The sequence below is a fragment of the Tindallia californiensis genome (assembly GCF_900107405.1).
Lineage (GTDB): Bacteria > Bacillota > Clostridia > Peptostreptococcales > Tindalliaceae > Tindallia > Tindallia californiensis.
The window spans coordinates 147,336-170,250 of record NZ_FNPV01000001.1 but is presented as its reverse complement, the minus strand read 5'-3'; the positions used below and the strand labels follow the sequence as shown (position 1 = coordinate 170,250).

General features: G+C 37.7%; 18 protein-coding genes and 1 other annotated feature. Of the genes, 14 read left to right on the top strand and 4 right to left on the bottom strand.

Annotated elements, in window-relative coordinates; genetic code table 11:
• Positions 1-89: 89 nt before the first annotated feature.
• Positions 90-297 (top strand) — a binding site (T-box leader).
• Positions 298-362: 65 nt separating this feature from the next.
• Positions 363-3,467, top strand: coding sequence for an isoleucine--tRNA ligase (ileS, locus tag BLV55_RS00820; protein ID WP_093309956.1), 3,105 nt, complete (start codon positions 363-365; stop codon positions 3,465-3,467).
• Between the two features lie 53 nt (positions 3,468-3,520).
• On the opposite strand, the gene BLV55_RS00815 is transcribed toward ileS, so the two are convergent.
• Positions 3,521-4,888: an alanine/glycine:cation symporter family protein gene (locus BLV55_RS00815; RefSeq protein ID WP_093309954.1), complete on the bottom strand. Its 1,368-nt coding sequence runs from the start codon at positions 4,886-4,888 to the stop codon at positions 3,521-3,523.
• 318 nt (positions 4,889-5,206) lie between these two features.
• On the opposite strand from BLV55_RS00815, the gene BLV55_RS00810 reads away from it, so the two are divergent.
• The 3 genes from BLV55_RS00810 to BLV55_RS00800 all read left to right on the top strand — a co-directional run bounded on the left by BLV55_RS00810 (position 5,207) and on the right by BLV55_RS00800 (position 9,353).
• Positions 5,207-5,767, top strand: a complete 561-nt coding sequence (locus tag BLV55_RS00810; RefSeq protein ID WP_093309952.1) for a signal peptidase I — start codon at positions 5,207-5,209, stop codon at positions 5,765-5,767.
• Positions 5,768-5,884: 117 nt separating this feature from the next.
• Positions 5,885-8,332, top strand: a complete 2,448-nt coding sequence (locus BLV55_RS00805) for a sensor domain-containing protein (protein WP_176968191.1) — start codon at positions 5,885-5,887, stop codon at positions 8,330-8,332.
• A 31-nt stretch (positions 8,333-8,363) separates the two neighbouring features.
• A complete protein-coding gene (locus BLV55_RS00800; protein WP_093310527.1) occupies positions 8,364-9,353 on the top strand; it encodes a LacI family DNA-binding transcriptional regulator in 990 nt (329 codons plus the stop codon).
• A gap of 392 nt (positions 9,354-9,745) precedes the next feature.
• Here the strand turns inward: BLV55_RS00800 and BLV55_RS00795 are convergent, their stop codons facing one another.
• Genes BLV55_RS00795 through BLV55_RS00785 form a run of 3 tightly spaced genes read right to left on the bottom strand, consistent with a single transcriptional unit; the run spans position 9,746 to position 12,546 of the window.
• Positions 9,746-10,708: a glycine betaine ABC transporter substrate-binding protein gene (locus BLV55_RS00795; protein WP_093309949.1), complete on the bottom strand. Its 963-nt coding sequence runs from the start codon at positions 10,706-10,708 to the stop codon at positions 9,746-9,748.
• Between the two features lie 35 nt (positions 10,709-10,743).
• On the bottom strand, positions 10,744-11,388 hold the full coding sequence (locus tag BLV55_RS00790) for an ABC transporter permease (protein ID WP_242869989.1): 645 nt from the start codon (positions 11,386-11,388) through the stop codon (positions 10,744-10,746).
• Positions 11,389-12,546 carry a betaine/proline/choline family ABC transporter ATP-binding protein gene (locus BLV55_RS00785; protein WP_093309947.1) on the bottom strand — a complete coding sequence of 386 codons (1,158 nt, stop codon included), beginning with the start codon at positions 12,544-12,546 and terminating at the stop codon, positions 11,389-11,391. It abuts the gene before it with no gap.
• Positions 12,547-12,785: 239 nt separating this feature from the next.
• Here BLV55_RS00785 and tig point away from each other — a divergent pair, with 239 nt between their 5' ends.
• The 10 genes from tig to BLV55_RS00740 all read left to right on the top strand — a co-directional run bounded on the left by tig (position 12,786) and on the right by BLV55_RS00740 (position 22,819).
• Positions 12,786-14,120 carry a trigger factor gene (gene tig / locus BLV55_RS00780; RefSeq protein ID WP_093309946.1) on the top strand — a complete coding sequence of 445 codons (1,335 nt, stop codon included), beginning with the start codon at positions 12,786-12,788 and terminating at the stop codon, positions 14,118-14,120.
• Positions 14,121-14,142: 22 nt separating this feature from the next.
• Positions 14,143-14,727, top strand: coding sequence for an ATP-dependent Clp endopeptidase proteolytic subunit ClpP (gene clpP, locus BLV55_RS00775; RefSeq protein ID WP_093309944.1), 585 nt, complete (start codon positions 14,143-14,145; stop codon positions 14,725-14,727).
• Positions 14,728-14,744: 17 nt separating this feature from the next.
• Positions 14,745-16,034, top strand: a complete 1,290-nt coding sequence (clpX, locus tag BLV55_RS00770; protein WP_093309941.1) for an ATP-dependent Clp protease ATP-binding subunit ClpX — start codon at positions 14,745-14,747, stop codon at positions 16,032-16,034.
• An 80-nt stretch (positions 16,035-16,114) separates the two neighbouring features.
• Positions 16,115-17,629, top strand: coding sequence for a sodium-dependent transporter (locus BLV55_RS00765; protein WP_093309939.1), 1,515 nt, complete (start codon positions 16,115-16,117; stop codon positions 17,627-17,629).
• 23 nt (positions 17,630-17,652) lie between these two features.
• Positions 17,653-17,748: a MetS family NSS transporter small subunit gene (locus BLV55_RS14430; protein ID WP_143033152.1), complete on the top strand. Its 96-nt coding sequence runs from the start codon at positions 17,653-17,655 to the stop codon at positions 17,746-17,748.
• Between the two features lie 225 nt (positions 17,749-17,973).
• Complete coding sequence (locus tag BLV55_RS00760) at positions 17,974-19,521, top strand: PAS domain-containing sensor histidine kinase (RefSeq protein WP_093309936.1); 1,548 nt, start codon at positions 17,974-17,976, stop codon at positions 19,519-19,521.
• A 100-nt stretch (positions 19,522-19,621) separates the two neighbouring features.
• Positions 19,622-20,926: a glutamyl-tRNA reductase gene (gene hemA / locus BLV55_RS00755; protein WP_093309933.1), complete on the top strand. Its 1,305-nt coding sequence runs from the start codon at positions 19,622-19,624 to the stop codon at positions 20,924-20,926.
• A 1-nt stretch (position 20,927) separates the two neighbouring features.
• Positions 20,928-22,220 carry a glutamate-1-semialdehyde 2,1-aminomutase gene (gene hemL, locus BLV55_RS00750; RefSeq protein WP_093309931.1) on the top strand — a complete coding sequence of 431 codons (1,293 nt, stop codon included), beginning with the start codon at positions 20,928-20,930 and terminating at the stop codon, positions 22,218-22,220.
• 30 nt (positions 22,221-22,250) lie between these two features.
• On the top strand, positions 22,251-22,451 hold the full coding sequence (locus BLV55_RS00745; RefSeq protein ID WP_093309928.1) for a hypothetical protein: 201 nt from the start codon (positions 22,251-22,253) through the stop codon (positions 22,449-22,451).
• 62 nt (positions 22,452-22,513) lie between these two features.
• A complete protein-coding gene (locus BLV55_RS00740; RefSeq protein ID WP_176968190.1) occupies positions 22,514-22,819 on the top strand; it encodes an STAS domain-containing protein in 306 nt (101 codons plus the stop codon).
• The last annotated feature ends 96 nt before the right edge of the window (positions 22,820-22,915 follow it).

Genomic DNA, 22,915 nt, shown 5'->3' with positions numbered 1-22,915 from the left:
TAAATTAATGTTGGATTTTTTAGAAGTCATTTCTGTGTTCAGTAACTTGACTTAAAAAGAATATATCGATATAATTGGTAAACATCATTAGTAGAACGATGATAAGGACGTTGCAAAGAATTTTGTGAGCAGAGAATGAACCCTGGGCTGAAAGGTTCATACAAAGCTTTGCATGGATCACCTTGGAGTTGAAGCTCTGAAAAATGTAAGAGCTTTCGTAAGCCGGCGATAACGGCATTGAGAGACAGTTTTTGAACTGTAATCAGGGTGGTACCGCGATTGACAATCGTCCCTGGGCGCTTAGCTCAGGGATTTTTTGCTTCTTAAGAACGAAATAAATGAACTGAGAAAGGATGAGCTTGATGTGTCAATTTAAGGAATTATCTCAGATACCGGTGGCTGAAAGAGAAAACAAGATTAATCAGTACTGGGATGAAGCGAAGATACTGGAAAAAAGTATCACCAGTCGTGAAGGGAAGGACTCTTTTGTTTTTTATGAAGGACCACCTACAGCAAATGGAAAGCCAGGTATTCATCATGTTATTTCACGAACATTAAAAGATTCTGTGTGTCGGTACCATACAATGCTTGGAAAACAAGTTCGCAGAAAAGCAGGGTGGGATACACATGGACTACCAGTAGAAATAGAAGTTGAAAAACAGCTGAATTTAAGTAGTAAGCAAGAAATAGAAGAGTATGGTATTGCTGAATTTAATGAAAAGTGTCGTGAATCCGTATTCTCTTATGAAAAGCAGTGGCGAGAAATGACAAGGCGCATGGGGTATGCCATCGATATGGATCATCCCTATATTACATTGGATAATAACTATATCGAGTCAGTATGGTGGATCCTGAATAAATTTTTTGAAGAAGGCTATATCTATGATGGTCATAAAATTCTTCCATACTGTCCACGATGCGGCACAGGTCTTGCATCACATGAAGTTTCTTTAGGATACAAAGAGATAAAAAGCGAAACCGTTACAGTAGCCTTCAAGCGAAAAGATAAAGAGGAATATTTTTTAGTATGGACAACGACACCTTGGACACTTGCCTCTAATGTCGCCTTATGTGTGAATCCAGAGACAGATTATTTAAAGGTGAAGTCAGAAGGAAATATTTATTATGTTGCAAAAAGCCTAGTAGGAAAAGTAATCGGAGAAGAGTACGAAGTAATACAAGAATTGAAGGGTAAAGAATTGGAATACATTGAATATGAACAATTAATGCCCTTTGTTCAACCAGATAAAAAAGCTTTTTTTGTAACCCTTGGAGACTTTGTTACTACTGACGACGGAACAGGTATTGTACACATGGCCCCCGCTTTCGGAGAGGATGACTATCATACAGGACGAGCGTATGGATTACCAGTGCTGCAACCTGTTGATCAGGAAGGGAAGTATACAGCAACTCCCTGGAAAGGACAATTTGTCATAGATGCTGATCCTGACATTGTAAAGTGGCTCAGATCGGAAGGGAAGCTATTCCAAAAAGAGAGACTGGCACATAATTATCCGCATTGCTGGAGGTGTTCCACCCCCTTGCTTTATTATGGAAAGCCAAGCTGGTACATCGAAATGACTAAAATTAAAGATCAGTTAATAGAAAACAACAATGCCGTTAACTGGTATCCGGATTTTGTGGGAGAAAAACGATTTGGTAACTGGTTAGAGAATCTGAATGACTGGGCTATTTCTAGAAATCGATATTGGGGAACGCCGCTAAATATATGGGTTTGTGAATGTGGTGCTAAAAGATCTATTGGGTCCAGAAAAGAACTTGTGGAAAATTCTATGACGGAAATCAGTGAAACCATTGAACTACATCGTCCTTATGTTGATGAAGTGTATCTTAAGTGTGGAGAATGTAAGGGTGAAATGAAACGTGTACCTGAAGTAATCGACTGCTGGTTTGATAGTGGCTCAATGCCATTTGCACAGCAGCATTATCCTTTCGAAAATGAAGCGGAATTTGATGAAAAGTTATTTCCTGCCGATTTTATTTGTGAAGGGATCGATCAGACAAGAGGCTGGTTCTATTCCTTGCTCGCCATATCAAGTTTTGTAAAAGGGACAGCGCCTTATAAGAATGTGCTTGTAAATGATTTGATTCTGGATAAAGAAGGCCAAAAGATGTCTAAGTCAAAAGGGAATACAGTAGATCCATTTGAATTGTTTGACCGGTTTGGAGCAGATATTTTACGTTGGTACTTGCTATATGTTTCTCCGGCTTGGACACCCACTCGCTTTGATATTGAGGGGCTGAAAGAAGTAAAGAGTAAGTTTTTTTCAACACTGGAAAATATCTATAGTTTTTTCACCTTATATGCCAATACAGACAACATCAATCCAAGGAGTTTTGATATTCCTGAAGAAAACAGACCGGAGCTGGATCGTTGGATTATATCAAAATATCATCATCTGGTTGAAGACGTTCGAAAAGAGATGGACGTTTATGATTTAACCAAAGCCGTGAGAAAAATTCAGGACTTTGTTAATGAAGACTTCTCTAACTGGTATATTCGAAGAGCTAGGAGGCGATTCTGGGCTTCGGATTTAAGTGAAGATAAAAAAGCGGTATACAATACAACTTATGAAGTTTTGGTAGGTGTTATACAGCTATCAGCGCCCTTTGCTCCCTTTGTTACAGAAGAGTTATACCAAAACCTGACAGGAGACGAATCGGTCCATACTTCCTACTTGCCAGTAGCAGATAACTCTTTAATTGATAAAAAAGTAGAAGAGAGAATGGATCTTGTCCGAGATCTGGTAACCTTAGGAAGAGCTGCTAGAGAGAAGACTAGGCTAAAAGTTCGTCAACCACTTCAAAAGATTCATATCGATGGTAAATATGAAAAAGATATTACGCATTTAATTCCCTTGCTAAAAGAAGAGCTCAATGTCAAAGAAGTTATATTTGAAAAAGATCTTAACGAATATATGGATTTTAGTTTAAAGCCTGACTTTAAAGTGGCGGGACCAATTTTAGGAAAAAACATTAAAGCCTTTGGGCAGTCCTTGACTGCATTAAATGCTAATGAGGTAGCGCCTAAGCTAGAATCGGGAGAAAGTATTGAGCTAGAAATAAATGGAGAGACAAGAGATGTTTCAAAAGAGTTGGTAATGATTGGTATCACGGCAAAAGAAGGATTCACTGTAGAAATGGAAAACAATCGCTTTGTTATCTTAGATACAACTTTAACCGAAGCGTTGACAAATGAAGGTCTTGCCAGAGAGTTTGTTTCTAAAATACAACAATTGAGAAAGAGTAACGGATATGAGGTAATGGATCAGATTGAGATATTTTTTAATTCAGAGGACGAAGTGAAAAAAGCTGTTCATTTATGGGAAAACTATATTAAGGAGGAAACGCTAGCACAAACGATACAAACAAAGGAAGATTCAGATTTTGAGAAGGTGAGTTTGAATGGTTATGAGGCAATGATAAGAATAGAGAAAATTAAATAAAAGCCCAAAAAAGAAGAGCCCGCTGCAGAATGGGCTCTTCTTTTTGAAATGTGTTACTTATCCTTTTTAAGATTGTAGGTATCCATATAGTTGTTCTTTTCTTTAGCAAGAACACCAGCCAGTAAAATCATGGCAATTAAGTTAGGTGCAATCATCAGACCATTCAATGTATCAGCAACACCCCAGATAACTTCTAATCCTCCGACAGCGCCGACGAATAGAAATGCCAGAAACATAACCCGGTAAGGAAGAACAACTTTACTGCCGAAAATATACTCCCAGCTTTTTTCTCCATAAAAACACCAGGTAAGCATCGTGGTATAAGCAAAAAATACGATGGAAATCAGGATAATATAGCCTCCAGGTCCCGGAAGCCCTTTGTTAAAAGCGGCTGTGGTAAGATCAGCGCCTGTTTCTCCGGTTCCGAGAGCACCAGTTGTTAATATGACTAAAGCGGTCATTGAGCAAACAACAATGGTATCGATGAATACTTCCCAGATTCCCCACATACCTTGACGACTTGGAGAGTTTTTTGCCTGTGCATGGACAATTGATGCGCCACCAAGGCCTGCTTCATTCGAAAAAACTCCACGAGCGATACCGAAACGAATAGTACTGGCAACGGCTACACCAGCACCACCGGCACCGGCAGCATATGGATTAAAAGCATAATAGAATATGTCTCTTAAAGCAGCTGGTATTGCAGTGATATTTAGAATGAGTATAATTAGTGAGCCAACAATGTAGATCACTGCCATTGTTGGAACAATTTTTTCAGCCGTCTGAGCAATACGTTCAATGCCGCCTAGAGTTACAAGACCCACCAGTACAACAATGACAATACCACTTACCCAAGGAGCAATTCCGAACTCAACCATTGCAGTAGCTACGGTATTGGATTGAACCATATTCCCGATCCCCAGAGCTGCAAGGCCGGCAAAGATAGCATATAGAACCGCGAGCCACTTCCAGCTTGCTCCCAGACCGTTTTCGATATACTGCATAACACCCCCGGAGTAGGTGCCATCAGGGTTGGTATTTCGAAATTTTACCCCTAATGATGCTTCGCCAAACTTAGTAGCCATTCCTACTAAAGCGGATAGCCACATCCAGAATACAGCTCCCGGCCCACCAAGATAAATAGCGGTTGCAACACCGGCTATATTACCGACGCCAATAGTTGCCGCCATTGCTGAACTTACAGATTGGAAAGAAGTAATAGCACCGCCTTCTTCTTCTTTCTCCTTATCTTTGCTAAACATTCCACCAAAGGTGTGTTTCCAAGCATGACCTAAATGAGTAAATTGAAAAAATCCTAAACGAATTGTTAGATAAAGACCCGTACCCACTAGTAGGATGAGGAAGGGAGGCCCCCATACTATACCACCAATAAAATCGCTAAGTTGAATTAATGAATCCACTTTTTACCCTCCTTTTAGTAAGCTTGAACATTTTCTGCGAACAAAAACCTTGCGGAGTTTAGTGAATTAGTATAAGCATCACCTCTCATGTGTAGGAATTTTGTCAATAGAGAGTGATATCTAAAGATTCAGATGAATCACTCACTTTATATCATATCAAATACCCCAAAAATTTCAAGTCTACAATTATTTTTAGTATTTTTAATGTGATAATTAAAAGTCACCACCTGTTCGTTGATAAGGAAAGATAAATATGAGATAATTAAAGTGAAAATATTCGGAAAAATAATTTAATTTAACATGGAAGGGTGAAGGTCTATGTTGAATACTAACTTAAGTAAAATAAGGCCGGAAGGTCATTATCAAAATGATTGCTGGATAATATTGATGGTCATATGCTTCTCTGTTTTTATTTATGGGTTAATAGAAGGTTTTTCTGTTCAATATAGTGATATTCCACCAAGCATTTTAGGGTATCGAATGTATGTTGTACATGGAAGTAGTATGGAGCCAACTATCATGAATGGCTCTTTGATCATTGTGAAAGAAAAAGAAGCTGAAATGATACAAATTGATGAAATCATTACTTATTTATGCTATAGAAGTCAAAAGCCTTGCACAACACATCGAGTGGTGGGGATAGAAAAATGGAGCAATGGAAGCGTTGGTGAAGTAAGTTTTGTTACAATGGGTGATGCTAATAGAGTAGAAGATCCGACATTGGTTCAATCATGTAAAGTTGTTGGTGTGGTGAGGCGTATTATAGAACCACATCATGTAAGAAACATTACTCTATGGCTTAAAATAACCGTAAAATTAGTGATGTTTTTTATATTTATGCTATTGGGGGCACGGGTTTATTCAAAGAAATCTTTTTAGAAGATAAATAAGGTATTGGCGGTCTCTTCATTGCGGCGGTTGAGACAGTATGTTACAATTCAATCTATATAAAATAGTGAAGACAAGAGGAGTATGCATATGCAGGAGGGACGATATATGTCATCAATAGAGGGAAACTCACTTGTAAAAAATCATTTTCATGGACCTGCTGTTTACTTTATCAGAAGGATCAATCATAATTTTGGTTTTTCATATCTATCAGACAATTTCAACCAGTTTGGATATGAGGCGAAGATTGCATCAGATGATCATGCAATATACTCAAAAATGGTTCATCCTGATGATTATCCGATTATTAATACCAGGATAAGAGAAACTATTGCTAGTAAAGAGAGTCAATATAGAATCGAATATCGAATTATTGCTAAAAAAGGAGAAATAAGGCATATATCTGAATACGGAAATGTGCACTACGTTGGTGACGACCCTGTTAACATAGAAGGATATTTTTTAGACTGCACCTATGTTAAAAATCTTGAAAATAAAGCTACGGAATGGGAACATGGATTCCAGGAACTTGTAGGAACAAGCCTGGCAGGTATTTATATTATCCAGAATGAAACATATGTATATGTGAATGACCGATTGGCTAGTATTTTTGGATATGAGTCTAAGGAACTAATAGGTGAACCGGCGGATAAAATTGCTGTACCGAAAGAACGAAAGAGAGTCTTTGAAAACCTAAGAAGAAGATTAGAAGGAGAAAAAGTAGCTCCTTACACAATAAAAGGATTGCATAAGCAAGGTTATCAAATAGAAGTTCAAGTAATGGCTAGTCTTATTAGTTATCAGGGTAGCCAAGCGGTCATTGGCACAGTCATAGATTTGCAAGGGTCAAAAGAGGTTTTTCAACGATTAAAAATGTCAGAAGCGATTTTAGAAAATACCATCGAAGGAGTAGTTGTTACGGATGCAGGTGGAAGAATAGAGTGGGTGAATCCGGCATTCACAGATATAACTGGTTATTCGGCTGATGAAGTGATTGGTAAAAATCCTCGCATCTTAAAATCAGATCGACATACTAAAAACTTTTACGAAAACATGTGGAAAAGCATTCAATTAGAAGGGTTTTGGAGTGGTGAAATATGGAATAGAAGAAAAAATGGAGAAGTGTATCCGGAATTACTTACAATAACAGCCATTCGTAATAAGGAAGAACAGACAGAATACTATGTTTCTATTTTTAATGATTTAACAGAGAGAGTCAAAACAGAAGAAAAGTTAGAGTATCAAAAATATCATGATGCGTTAACGGGACTTCCAAACCGATTTTTGCTGATTGACCGAATGGCGGTAGCAATGGCAAGAGCTAAGTCGCAGAAAAGTATATTTGCCGTGTTTATTTTAAATATTGATCGATTTAGAAGAATTAATGATACTTTAGGGCATTTAGCAGGAGATCAGTTGATTGAAGCTTTTTCGAATAGGTTGCGAAAGGTTATGAGGGAAGGAGACACCATTTCAAGATTAGTAGGTGATGAATTTGCCATTTTAGTGAACCCAGTGACTAATGTGAATGCAGCGGTTGTAGTAGCTGAAAAAATTCTGAAATCATTGGAAAAACCATTTTATGTAGAAAATCAAGAAGTATATATGACCGTAAGTATTGGGATTGGATTATTTCCAGGAGATGGCGATAATCCGGATCAAATGATTATGCATGCTGAGATGGCTATGTTTCAAGCTAAAAAGTTTGGAAAGAATAGGTATCGCCTGTATTCAGAAGATATGCACAAAGAAACGCTTGTGAGGCTTGAGATGGAAAATGATATTAGGAAAGGGTTAGAGCAATATGAGTTTGAAATGTACTATCAACCTCAAGTACAGCTTGCCACAGGAGAAATAAAAGGAGCCGAAAGTTTGATGCGATGGAAACATGTTGTTAAGGGGCAGATACCTCCCGGAACTTTTATACCTGCGGCAGAAGAAAGTGGGCTGATGGTTCCTTTAGGTATATACACAATGAAGCGAGTATTTGCACAAAGTGAAAAATGGAAGCAGAAAGGATTTCAAGAAGCATTGATTTCTTTTAATTTGTCGCCTATTCAATTTCAACAGTCAGATCTTTATGATCAAATTAAATGGATTCTGTCGGAAACAGAAGCAGATCCTGCTATGTTGGAGTTAGAGATAACAGAGAATACGGCTATGGTGGATATTGAGTATGCAATTAATAGTTTAAAGAGAATTAAAAAATTAGGTATCCGAGTGGCTATGGATGATTTTGGGACAGGCTACTCATCTTTGGCACTTTTAAGCAGATTACCAGTAGATAAACTGAAAATTGATCGTTCCTTTGTTTCTGGAATTGAAAAAAACGCAGACAAGCAAACCATCGTAGCGGCAATGGTTGGAATGTGCCAACAGTTAGGTATAGAAGTTGTAGCGGAAGGAGTTGAGGAGGAAGTAGAAAAAAACTTCCTTCTAAAAGTAGGATGCGATATGATCCAGGGATATTATTATAGCCCGGCTGTACCAGCGGATCGCTTTGAAAACATGATGAAAAATAGAATGTTTGTTGACAAGAATAGATTCTTTTTTTAAGGATGAAGGATCAAAAGAAAGAGGGAGTTTAGTGAAATTTAATATAAAAGATGTTGCTCAAAAAGCCGGGGTTTCGATTTCGACAGTTTCAAGAGTGATTAATAGCAGCAAACCGGTTAAACAAAAAACAAAAGAAAAGGTTCTGGATGCTATCGAAGAACTGGGATATCGACCTAATGCTATTGCTAGAAGTTTGAAAGTGAAGCATACAAAATCGATTGGCATCATGACGCCGGATATTGCTAATCAGTTTTATCCGGAAGTGGTTAGGGGAATAGAGGATGTTGCGAATATGTACGAATACTCTATCTTTTTATGCAACACAGACCTTAACGAAGAGAAAGAATTGCAATACTTTGCCGAACTGGAAGAAAAACAGATTGACGGATTGATTTTCATGGGAAATCACGTGTCGAAAGAATTGCGAAAAGAAATGGAAAGTGCTGATATTCCTGTGGTTTTAATAGGTGGTAAGGCACCAGGCATTCCGTCTGTAACCATAAATAACGAAAAAGCAGCAAAGGATGCTGTTGACTTTTTACTTAATCAAAACCATCTCCGAATAGGAATCATTACAGGCAAAATGAAAGATCCAATGATGGGGCAAGCAAGGCTTAAAGGGTATCAACAGGCACTGGAGGAAAAAGGGATCGAACCAGAGGAAGAGTTAATAATTGAAGGCGGATATCGATATAAAAGTGGTTACGATGGTGCGAAAAAACTAATGGCATTAAAAGTTCCGCCAACCGCTATTTTTGTATGTAGTGATGAAATGGCTATAGGGGCATGCAGGGCAATACTAGAAGACGGGTATGAAATTCCAAAAGATGTTGCGATGATAGGGTTTGATAATGTGGATATTTCTGGAAAAGTTTACCCATCTCTTACAACGATAGGCCAGCCAATGTATGAAATGGGTGCTATTGCGATGAGGTTAATCACTAAAATTCTTCAAAAGGAAAGTATAGGAGCGCTAGATATTATACTGGATTATGAAGTGATTGAACGAGAAAGCACCTAACAGCGAGCAAATAAGGGGCAAAGAATGATGACTCTTTTCCAGGACGATAGAAAGGCGTTGTTATTATTCAGAGGGTTAATGTGCATTTAAAATAACTTTATAGAGATGATAGCCTTTAAAGCATAACAATAAACGATACAAAAAGGTGGTATTTATTTCATGTCTGCAAATGTATGCATAGGTCATCGAAGTTTAATTGACCCTATGTTAGACAGGGATTTCATGGAATAGGCATTAAAGATTCCGGTGCAATGGAAATTAAAACAACAAAGCGATCAGATAGTAGAAAAATGGATATTAAGAAAAACTTTTGATGGTAAGAATAGGGTGCTTTCAGATATCATAATAACAGAAAGAGAGAAACCTCATTGGCTTCTCTCTTTTTTTTATTACTAAATTAAGCCTACAGAAGAAAGAAAATCTCTCGCAACAGTATCTTCTGTTTCGCCCATTTCATCAACTCTGAAGTTTAATTCAGCCATTGTTTCGTCATCAATTATATTGTGTAAGCTGTTGAGAATCTCAAGCTGAGGATATTCTTCAAGGATATCGCTTCGAATTAGAGGAGCAGCAAAATAGGGAGGAAAAAAGCTAAGATCATCTTCCAGTATTCCTAGTTTGTAAGCAGGAATACGCCCATCTGTTGCAAAGGCACTGATAATATCCACATTTTCACTTTGGACGGCTGTGTACATTAAGCCTGGATCCAAATCTACCACATTGCCAAATTCGAAGTTATATGCTTCAATCAACCCTGGCAAACCATCCTGTCTCTCTACGAATTCGGTGGTTCCACCAAAGGTCAAGTCTTGATCATGCTCTAATAAATCGCTAAAGGTATTTAAATCCAAGTCATCAATCATCGTTTGACGAAGAGCGAGGGTATAAGTGTTGTTAAAGCCAAGAGGCTGCATCCATTCTAAGTTCCATCTTTCTTGAAATTCATTTTGGACAATCTCATAGGTTTCTTCGGCGGTTAATATTTCCGTCTTTTCGAGCATGTTGATATATCCTGTTCCTGTATACTCAGGATAAAGTTGGATATCATTATTGCGAAGTGCTTCGAAAGCTACCATCGTACCGCCAAGCTCTTGGACATTAGCTGTCATATTCGTATTTTCTTCTATTAGCACAGAGAAAATATTAGCTAATAGGATTGATTCCGTAAAGTTTTTGGTTCCTATGGTAACCTCCCCACCCTCAGGACTCTCGTCTTCGGATGAGGTGATATCATTTTCTGGTGAATCTATCGGCACATCCTCTGCCGTGTCTCCTCCACAACCAACGAAAACAAAACTGAATATTAGCAAAATTGCCAGCGTTACCATAAGCTTGCTGCTTCTTTGAAAAATCATTGTAAATCCCCCTTATTAAAATAGTGTTCTTAAACTTATTTCCGGACCCCTTTAGGTGTAATTCGATGTTCAACTAACCCAAGAATCCAGTCGACTACCAATGCGAGTATAGCTGCTGGGATTGCTCCTGTCAAGATCAGGTTGTTATTACCCATCGATATCCCGCGAAAAATAAAGCTACCAAGCCCTCCAGCTCCAATAAGAGCGGCTATTGTTGCTGTGCCAATATTAATGACGGTGGCGATTCTGATACCAGCCATAATAACAGGTAGAGCCAATGGGATCTGAACCATCCATAGCAGCTGAGTGTTCGTCATTCCCATTCCTCGGCCAGACTCAATTAAAGAATCATCAACCCCCACAATGCCGGTGTAAGCATTTTTAATGATCGGTAAAAGCGCATAGAGAAATAGTACAAACACAGCTAGGTTAAAGCCTATACCCATTATGGGGATCATTAAACCGAACAAAGCTAAACTAGGAAGTGTTTGCATAATATTTGCAAAACCTAAAACATTTCGTGCAAGTAGTTTGTTTCGTGTAATAAATATACCCACTGGTACTCCGATTAGAACGGCTAAAAAAACAGCTAACCCTGTGATTTGCAAGTGTGTTATCGTCTGGCTGATGACATCAGGAAATCTATTCATAAAAAATTCTAAAAAGCTTGGTTGTTCCAATTACAACGCCTCCTTTTCGACTTCAGAATCCACTAAGGCATCTGTAATAATATTTACAATACTACCGTGGGTAATGAGACCTACCAGTAGATTTTTTTCCTCCTCGATCACGGGGATATAGTGTAACCTCTCCTGTTTCATGATATTTAGAACTTTTACCATGCTAGTTCGTTCTGTTACGGTAGGGTAGTCTTTTCGCATAATATCGATCATTCGATTGTTTTCAACCATTCCCTTACCTTTAAGTTCTTTTGGTGTAACGACGCCTAGCATTTTTTGAGGTTGATCATATGGAGCATCTACAACTACTAAAAAGTCTGTATCTCTTTTTCTCATTACTTCAAGCGCGTAGGCAGGAGTTCTATGTTCTAATACAACGGCAGGCCTTTTCTGCATGATATCTCTGGCATAAAGCATTTCTGGTGACTTCCATAGCTTATCCTTTCCGACAAAATATTCAACATAATCATTGACGGGTTCTTTTAGAATTTTTTCCGGCGAATCATATTGAATTATTTTTCCACCTTGCATGACAGCGATTTTATCACCTAACTTGAGAGCTTCATCCATATCGTGTGTAACAAACACAATCGTTTTTCTAACTTCACTTTGTAGCTTTATGAGTTCTTCTTGGAGGGTTTCACGGGTTATAGGATCGACGGCACTAAAAGGTTCATCCATCAGGATAATGTCTGGATTCACGGCCAGTGCTCTAGCGACTCCGACACGTTGCTGCTGTCCTCCGCTTAGTTCGTTGGGGTAGCGATCGATGTACTGATCAGGCTCAAGGTTAACAAGCTTTAGAAGTTCTCTCGAGCGTGCTCTTCTTTTTTCTTTATCCCAGTTTTTAAGATAAGCAACCAGTTCGATATTATCCCCAACACTCATATGTGGCATAAGTCCGACTTTTTGAATAACATATCCTATATTGCGTCGCAGTTGGATAGGATTCATCTCTAAAATGTTTTTTCCATCAATGAGTATTTCTCCGCCGGACGGTTCAATAAGCCGATTGATCATTTTCATGGTAGTTGTTTTCCCACAACCGCTTTCTCCGATTAGAACCACTAGCTCACCATCATTAATGGTCATATCGAGACGGTCGACGATGTTGGTTTTACCATCGTAAGACTTTGATAACTTCTTAAATTCAATCATCCACGAACCTCCTTTCTGTAGATTTATTAATATTAAATTATATAGGTAATGTTTATATACTGTCAAATAGATTGCAACGAAAGGAACAGGTAATTCTGAAGCTATTATTGACATTAAGCGTAAAATTCGGTAGACTAAGGTTAGTCAGCAGCAGGAACCTGTTGGAGCCTGTTGTTTTTTAATAGATTGAGGCAATGGCCTGAAAATAAATCAAATCGTATAGATTGAGGAGGACACGCATGAGTTCAGAAATTGTTAAAAGAGAAGGTAATTGTATATCCCTTAAGATTGTAGTTAGTCCGGAGGAGTTTGAAAAAGCAATTAATAAAGCGTATAACAAAATGAAATCTAAGTTCAATATCCCGGGATTCCGAAAAGGGAAAGCGCCACGAAAGATTGTTGAAATGAATTATGGAGTTGAAGTTTTTTATGAAGAAGCAATCAACGTTTCTTTTCCTGAAGCTTATGAAAAGGCATTGGAAGAGCATAGTCTTGATCCAGTAGATCAGCCGGAAGTAGATATAGAAAAGCTGGAAAAAGGAGAAGATGTTATTTTTCTTGCGGATATTGAGATTATGCCTGATGTGTTAGTAGAAGGCTATAAAGGTGTTGAAGTAGAGAAAAAGATTTATCCAGTGAAAGAGGAAGAAATTGAAAAAGAACTTAAACAAATGCAAGAAAAAAATGTGCGGATGATTGCCATAGAGGATAGACCAGTACAGGAGAGTGATACCGTAATATTCGATTTTGAAGGGTCCATTGATGGTGAGGTTTTTGAAGGTGGAAAAGCAGAAAAACATACACTGGAAATAGGATCTGGTCAATTTATTCCTGGGTTTGAAGAAAAAATGGTTGGCTTGAAGCCAGGCGAAGAAAGTGTTATTAAGGTTACTTTTCCAGAAGATTACCAGGCAGAGGATTTAGCCGGTAAAGAAGCGGATTTTAAGATTAAAATTCATGAAGTGAAAGAAAAAGAGTATCCAGAAATAGACGATGAGTTTGCTAAAGATGTATCGGAATTTGATACGTTAGAAGAGTTGAAAGCAGATATACGCAAAAAACTAGAGGAACAGTTGGAACAAAGAACGGAACAAGAACTTCGTGCATCGGTTATAGAAAAAGTAACAGAAAAAGTTTCTGTTGATATTCCTAAAGCAGTTGTTGAAAGACAGGTTAATCAAATGCTACAGGATTTTAATCAGCAAATGATGTCCCAAGGAATTGGTTTAGACATGTATTATCAAATGACAGGTTCTAATGAAGAAGACCTTAAAGAAAAAATGAGGCCGGATGCTGAAAAAACAGTTAAAGACCAGTTAGTTTTGGATAAAATTACTGAAATAGAGGAAATAGCAGCGTCTGATGAAGAGATTGAAGCAGAAATAGCAAAAATTGCAGAACAGTACAATCAAGATGTATCTGACTTTAAACAAAAAGTTGCTCAACATGGAAATAAAGTTTTTGCAGATAATGTAGTACTTAGAAAAACGATTGATTTCTTAACAGAAAATGCTACTATAAAAGAAGTAGTAGAAAACACCGAAGATGCGACAGAAGAAAAACAAGCAGAGTAAAAAATGCCTTAGGAGGTTTCAGATGTCACTAGTGCCAATTGTAGTAGAACAGACAAATCGAGGTGAAAGATCCTACGATATATATTCAAGGCTATTAAAAGACCGTATTATACTACTGAATCAGGAAATTAATGATGTAAATGCAGGTTTGATAGTTGCGCAGCTAATTTTTTTAGAAGCAGATGATCCGGATAAAGACATTCAGTTATATATTAACAGTCCTGGCGGCTCCATTACATCAGGGATGGCTATATATGATACAATGAACTATGTCAAGCCAGATGTATCAACAATATGCATAGGTATGGCGGCTAGCATGGGTGCTTTTTTACTGGGTGCTGGTACGAAAGGGAAGCGATATGCACTTCCTAATGCAGAGGTGATGATACATCAACCACTGGGTGGAACTCGAGGTCAGGCTGAAGATATCCGAATTCACACAGAGAGAATCTTAAAAACACGAGAAACAATGAATAAAATTCTTTCTGAGAGAACAGGTCAGCCTTTAGAAAAAATTCAGAAAGACACGGACAGAGACTTTTTTATGTCGGCGACAGAATCAAAAGAATATGGATTAATTGACGAAGTCATTGCGTCCAGGAAATAAGAAAAAGAGGTGTAATAATGGCACGCTATGAAGAAAAAAAGCAACTTAAATGCTCTTTTTGTGGAAAATCACAGGATCAAGTACGACGATTGATTGCTGGTCCTAATGTCTACATTTGTGATGAGTGTATTGAGTTGTGCCAGGAAATTATCCAAGAGGAATTGGACGAAAACTTAGAGATAGATCTTTTAGAGCTACCGAAACCTCAAGAGATAAAAGATATTCTTGATCAATATGTTATTGGTCAGGATCATGCGAAAAAAACACTAGCTGTTGCGGTGTATAATCATTACAAAAGAATTAATGCGGAGCAGCAAGCAGATGATGTAGACCTGCAAAAAAGCAATATCTTGTTGTTGGGTCCGACGGGTTCAGGGAAAACTTTGCTTGCGCAAACAATGGCTAAGCTTCTAAATGTTCCCTTTGCAATTGCGGATGCAACGTCACTGACAGAAGCTGGGTATGTTGGTGAAGATGTTGAAAATATTTTGCTGAAAATTATCCAGGCAGCAGATTATGATATTGAAAAGGCTGAAAAAGGTATTATCTACATTGATGAAATGGATAAAATAGCGCGTAAATCTGAAAACCCATCGATTACACGTGATGTTAGTGGTGAAGGTGTACAGCAAGCTTTACTGAAAATTCTGGAAGGAACTGTCGCTTCGGTTCCTCCACAAGGTGGAAGGAAGCACCCACACCAAGAATTTATTCAAATAAATACCAGCAATATCCTTTTTGTTTGTGGTGGTGCTTTTGATGGTATTGAAAGCATTGTTCAGAAACGAGTAGGGAAAAAATCAATGGGCTTTGGTGCTGACATTCAAAGCAAGCAAGATCTTGATATCGGAGCACTATTGAAGATGATTCAGCCCGAAGACCTGCTGAAATATGGTCTTATTCCGGAGCTGGTAGGCAGACTACCTGTTGTGGCAACATTAGACTTACTAGATGAGGAAGCCTTTATCAGGATACTTACTGAACCTAAAAACGCACTGGTAAAGCAATATCAAAAACTTTTTGAGATGGATCATGTTACCCTTGATTTTGAAAAAGGTGTATTTGATTTGATTGCCCAAAAAGCTAAAGAAACCAAGACTGGTGCTCGTGGTTTAAGAGGTATTATGGAAACGCTTATGATGGATATTATGTATGATATTCCATCACGGGAAGATGTAGACAAAGTAATGATTACAAAAGAGACAATTTTGAATAACAGACAGCCAACTGTGATTTATAAAAAGGCGGATGCTAAAACGAAAAATGATGAAAATGATGAAAGTGAAAAAGAGGAAACAGCCTCCTGATTTGATCGGGAGGTTTTTTTATGGTAAAATCGTGTTTGTGTAAATAAAGAATATAGAAAAATAATAAAAGGGGACGTTTGATGCAGAAATCTAACAATTCACAGTTTAAATCGAGATTTGGTTTTATTGCAGCCGCAATTGGAATGGCTGTTGGGACAGGGAATATGTGGCGCTTTCCTAGAGTAGCAGCTGCAAATGGTGGAGGAGCCTTCTTATTGGCATTAACGGTAGCGATGTTTGTTTATGCAATTCCTTTGTTATTAGCAGAAATGTCCATTGCTCGTAAAACAAGGCTGGGAACCGTAGGAGCTATGCGGGACTTTATGGGAAAAAAGTTCACCTGGATTGGTGGCTGGCTAGCCTTGGTAGCTATGGGTGTTATGTTTTATTATTCAGTTGTAGCAGGCTGGACATTGAAATATCTTGTGCTTTCGGTGCAGGGAACTTTTGCACAACCGGATATAACTCCTGAATTGACACAAAGCATCTGGGAAGGTTTCTTGTCTTCTCCTGTTCAAACCATCTTTTTTCATGGAGTATCAATGTTCTTTGGTGCTATTGTTATATACAAAGGGGTTAGTGCAGGAATTGAAAAAGTAACAAAAGTAATGGTACCAACCTTATTTGTACTAATATCCTTAGTGGCGATCAGAGGTGTTACATTACCGGGCGCATCTGCCGGGCTGGAATTTTTGTTTACACCTAATCTTGAATACCTTTTTAAAGCGCAAACATGGTTAGAAGCTTTTACACAGGCAGCTTGGTCAACCGGTGCCGGATGGGCGCTTATTATGACCTATGCAGTATATACTAAAGAAAAAGAAGACCTCTCACTAAATTGCTTTATTGTTGGTTTTGGAGATGTATTGGTAGGGCTGATTGCATCAACGGCGATACTGCCAACGGTATATTCGCTTTCTTCAACGGTTGAAGTGGCAGAAGCAGCATTGGGGTCTGGTAATAATGGGTTAATATTCGTATATCTTTCTGCCTTATTTGGAAATATGCCGGGTGGTACTTTTGTCGCGATTGTGTTTTTTGCAGCTTTGGCATTTGCAGCGTTATCATCATTATTATCGATGATTGAAGTAGGGGTATTGAACTTACAAGATGCTGGATGGAGTCGGGGAAAAGCAACTTTGTTTGTATGTTTGAGCGGCTTTGTCATTGGAATACCATCGGCCTACAGCATTCATTTTCTTGATAATCAGGACTTTGTTTGGGGAGTTGGGCTATTAATAAGTGGACTTTTAATATCGGTCGCTGTTATGAAATATGGTGTAGAAAAAGTTCGTATAGAGGACATTAATCACGAACATAGTGATATGTATATAGGTAAATGGTGGTCATATATGATTCGGATATTCCCACTTGTGTTTGTTGTGATTTTTGGGTGGTGGACCTGGCAAGCGATTAGCTGGTACCCGGGAGAGTGGTGGAAACCCTTTGAAGTTTTTTCGCCAGGAACCATGGCATTTCAATGGGGAGTAGGTGCTTTTATCATGATTAAGCTAAACAACTGGTTAGCAGAGCGTATTAAAACAGGCGCAATAAGTGAGGCTAGCGTGACTGAAGGTCTAAAGAGTAAAGAATAGAAGATTAAAGAGGGAGGGGTCTCATGACATTATCGGCGATTACGTTTATGATTATTATTTTTGGTTTTTATGCCGGTGGTTTTGCTTTTTTTCTTCTGAAAGCGTTCAAAAGCGAATAAATAAAATCCAAACAAATCAATATAAATCATTTTAATAATTAAATGGCGGGTGCTTTTAGCATCCGCCATTTAACCATGGTAGAGAAGTGTGGAGAGATGGTGGCTTCTTCGAAAATTAGTATCTTTTTGAAGAAAAATGAAATATACTATAGAATAACAATGAAATATATTCATACGGATGAAATAAAAGCAAAACTCTTTTTGGATAGAAATAGGAGGAGTTAAATGAATAAAATCACATCTCGGAACAAGAAATTTAATGTATTGATGGATGATTTTCCTGTAATGATATGTGAGTTTTTGCCCGATACGACACTTACGTATGTGAATCGGGCATATTGTTGTTATTTCAATAAGCGTCAAGAAGAGCTGCTTGGAAAAAGCTTTCTGCAGGTTCTGCCTAAGAGCCTTCACGAGGAAGCAAAAAAAACCTTCTTTTCATTAACTCCTGAAGCACCAGTGTCTGTTCATATCCAAAAGACAGAAAGAAATGGCGAGGTTAAATGGGAAGAATGGCGTGACAGAGGTTTTTTTGACGATGAAGGTAATGCCATCAAATACCAGTCAGCTGCTATAGATGTTACCGATCGAATCAATGCGGAAATAATGCTTAAAAAGCAAAAAGAAAAGTATCAACAAATCTTAGAAAACATGACAGATGTTATTTGGCAAACGGATTTAAAGCTGAACCTTACTTTTATCACACCATCTGTTTACAGATTAATTGGTGAAAAAGGCGAAGAACACATCAGAAAACCGATTGAAAGCATTTTTCCTCCGGAATCTTTAGAGATATTAAAAAAAACACTTGAAGAAGAATTGATGAGGGAAAACACCTTAGGGATAGATTATAATAGGACGAGGTTGCTGGAATTGCAGCAATTTCACAAAAGCAAAGGATGTATTTGGGTTTCGATGCATATTTCCTTTGTAAGAAATAAGCAGGGAGTACCAATAGGGTTACAGGGTGTGAGTAGAGATATTTCAGAAACTAAAAAAATGCAAGAAGAGCTATTGATTGCTAAAAAGAAGGCAGAAAATGCCATTGAGGTAAAAAGTAGGTTTTTAGCAAATATGAGTCATGAAATTCGAACACCACTTAATGGCATTTTGGGTATGTTGCAATTGTTAGAAATGGAAGATTTGAAAGATGAACAGAAAGAAATTATTGAACTTGCTAAAAAATCTGGAAGTAATTTAATTCAGTTAATCAATGAAGTACTTGATTTTTCTAAAGCAGAAGCTGGTAAAAAAGATATGTTTAGAAAACCTTTTAATTTAAAGAACCTTATGAAAGAGATAGAAACAATTTTAATACCTGAAATACTAAGCAAGGACTTGGATTTTCAAGTAGAAATATCAGAGGATTTGCCTGAGGTTATTGAAGGAGACTCTTTAAGACTGAAGCAAGTATTTACAAACCTTGTTCACAATGCTGTTAAATTCACTGATGATGGAAGAATTGACGTTAAAATCGATAAAGTAATGGAAAGAGATGAAACATATTTACTGAAATGCTTAGTAAAAGACACTGGCATAGGCATACCAGAAACAAAAAAAGAACAGATCTTTGATGTTTTTTCTCAAGCTAATGAGATCATTTTTGAAAAATATGGTGGTGCAGGCCTTGGATTATCGATAACAAAAAAGATTATTGAGGATATGAATGGCACAATATGGGTAGAAAGTATGGAAGGGGAAGGAAGTTGGTTTTATTTTACTTGCGAGGTCAATAAAAGTAAAGATGGAAGGATGCTTGATACCACATATTGATGAAGCTTTAATCACAACTTGTCGGAAATCTACATTTCTGATATTATAAAACCGTTGTTTCTAACGGAAAACATTATATGCTTTGAAGGGATGAAAAGCAATGAATATTGGCATCTATGGAATGCATTATAAAAATACACCGGTGAAAATTAGAGAAAGGGCTGCATTTAAGGCTTCTGGTCTTGAAAGTGCGTATCACACAATATTAAGCCTTGAAGGCATTAATAGTTGCGTTATTCTTTCGACATGCAATCGTAGTCAGCTGATATATGAAGCGGATGATGGAGTAGATGGAAAAAAGAAACTTGACTCTTTTTTTCAAGAGTACTTTGGTTTTTCTGATGAAGAAATTGAGGCATACTGTCATCATGAAGTTCCGGCCGTCTCTATGTTTTTTAGAATGTGTTGTGGGTTAGACTCACTTGTTTTAGGAGAGGATCAGATTCTTGGTCAGATTAAGGAAGCTTATTATGCGGCTAGAGAGTTTGGAGCGACCAGCAAAGCGGTAAATAAACTATTTCAAAATGGGATCACTTTAGGAAAGAAAGTCAAATACGAGACAGGTATTTCGGAAAATTCTTTATCCATCGCATCAATTGCCGTTAAGCAGGGAGAAAAGATATTTGGATTGTTAAATAAAACGAAAGTATTAATTGTTGGAAGAGGAGAAATGTGTCGCCGAGCAATTAAGCATCTTATATCTTTAAATGTAGGACACATATATATAGCAACTCGAAGTGAATTACTCACAGGAATCGGAAAACATCCTTATACGGAAATCACGCGCATTCCTTTTGATGATCGTTATGAAGTGATAGCGGATGTAGACTGGATTATAAGTGCTACGTCAGCCCCGCATCAAGTGATAGAGAAACATTATTTTTATAAGCATTATCTGCAGGGTAAAGACATGTTGATAACGGATATTGCATTACCAAGAGATATTGATCCAAACATCTCGCATATTCCTGGGGTGAAATTATACGATATTGATGATTTGGAAGAAGTTGCAAATGAAAATATGCTTAAACGATCTGGAAAACTAACATTGATAGAAAAGAAGATACAAGAAAAAAGCAGGGAATTTTTTGACTGGTACCGCTGTCTACCTGTTTATCCCAGAATAAAAGCAATCCAACATCATTCTAAAGAAGTAACAGAAATGGAGCTAGAAAATTTGTTTAGTCAAATGCCACATTTGTCACAAAAAGATCGTGATAACATCGAAGCTTTTGTGTACAGCCTTGCAAAAAAAATGTGGAGAACTCCTATTCAACAATTAAAACAAGTGGGGCTGGAAGGTAAAGGAAAAGAGGCTGGAGAATTATTGGATCGATTACTGACCTGTGATTACATGAATGTGGAGGAAAAAATGGAAAAAGAATACGGAAAGGAGAAATATTGATATGAATCATGAAAATTCACGTGCAATGTATGAAAGAGCTCTGACGCTTATGCCAGGAGGTGTTAATAGCCCTGTGCGTTCATTCTCTGCTGTTGACAGAGATCCTGTTTTTATTCAGCATGGAAAAGGTGCGACGGTGACAGATGTGGACGGCAATACATACCTGGACTATGTTTTATCCTGGGGACCGATGATTTTAGGGCATTCTGACCCGGATGTGATAAGGGCTTTAGAAAAAGCTTTGCAAAACGGCACTAGTTTCGGAGCACCAACAGAAGCTGAAAATATGCTGGCTTCAATGATTGTGGATAATGTTTCCTCTATTGAAAGAATTCGGATGGTCAACTCTGGAACAGAAGCAGTAATGACGGCTTTAAGGCTTGCAAGAGCGTTTACAGGTAGATCGAAGATAGTGAAATTTAGCGGAAATTATCATGGTCATTCTGATGGCCTTTTAGTTGAAGCTGGATCGGGAATCCTAACTCAGGGAATACCTGGAAGTCCTGGTGTTCCAGAAAGCATTGTGGAAAATACCATTACAGCTAGATATAATGATGATGAAATGATACGCCAACTATTTAAGGAGCAAGGTAGTGAAATAGCAGCGGTTATTGCGGAGCCAGTAGCTGGAAATATGGGTGTTGTTCCAATGACCATGGAGTTCGCACAAACCCTTCGGGAAGTAACGGAGGAGCATGATAGTCTTTTGATTTTAGATGAAGTAATGACTGGGTTTAGATTGGCTTTTGAGGGTGCTCAATGCTTGTATAATATTAAGCCTGACTTGACATGCTATAGTAAGGTTATAGGAGGCGGACTGCCGGTTGGAGCCTTCGGAGGACGATTCGATGTAATGAAACTGATGGCTCCTAAAGGACCCGTTTATCAGGCTGGAACACTTTCGGGAAATCCTCTGGCAATGACAGCGGGATATCATACTTTGGAAAAACTTGTAAGTAATCCTAATATTTATCAACAACTTGATCGACAAACAATGAAGCTAGAGCGTGGTTTGCGAACTTTAATTGAGCAATATGATGTGTCGGCGACGGTTAATCGAGTTGGTTCCATGCTAAGCTTGTTTTTTACGGATCAACCGGTTAGTGACTATGAGAGTGCTTCGAAATCTGACACAGATATGTACGGAAAATTTTTCCGTGGAATGTTGGAAAAAGGAATCTATTTACCGTCCTCTCAATTTGAGTCTTGGTTTTTATCCGTGTGCCATGATGATCAGGTCATTGATCAAACAATAGAAGCAGCGGAAAGCGTTTTTGAAACAATGTTCAAGTAGAAACTTATTACAACCTGGGAGGTAGATAGGATGAAATTGGGAGAAATTTTATTTCAAAAAGATAAACTAAAAAACCGAATATATGCTATAAGAAGGGCTATTGTTTTAAGTGATTTATATCTAAAAGATGACGAAGTAATACAGAATCTAAACGAAATGAAGCTTGAGCTGGAAGAAGAACTTAATCAAATTAATAAAAGTCTTGAAACCATTGAAGATATGGAAATGTAAGGCCAAACTGCTTATAATAAATGGTTCGTTTGCTGATGGTTATGATAAGGGGGGGGGATGTTTTGAATTATATAATACAAGAAAAACAATTAACTTTTTATTTGGCACAAAACCCAACAGCAACTAACGTAAACACATTTTTGCAGTACATGTATCAAGTTCTTGATTCAAAAGAACTAATAAATGAAGTAATAATAGATTTTGATGAAGTACAATACGTTGATTCAACAGGTATTACATTTCTGATAGGTCTATACAGGCATTTGGCGAGAGGCGACAGGAAAATGAGGATAACTAATGCTAAAAAAGAAATAATGGACTTATTTGAAATCGTTAATCTAACAGAGCTTTTTCAAGTAAATAAATAAGATTAATCTCAGTTGATTGTGTAACAGAATCAACTGAGATTTTTTATTTATGGAAGAATTTATTAAATTCACCGGTAATGGATATATATAGTCTAT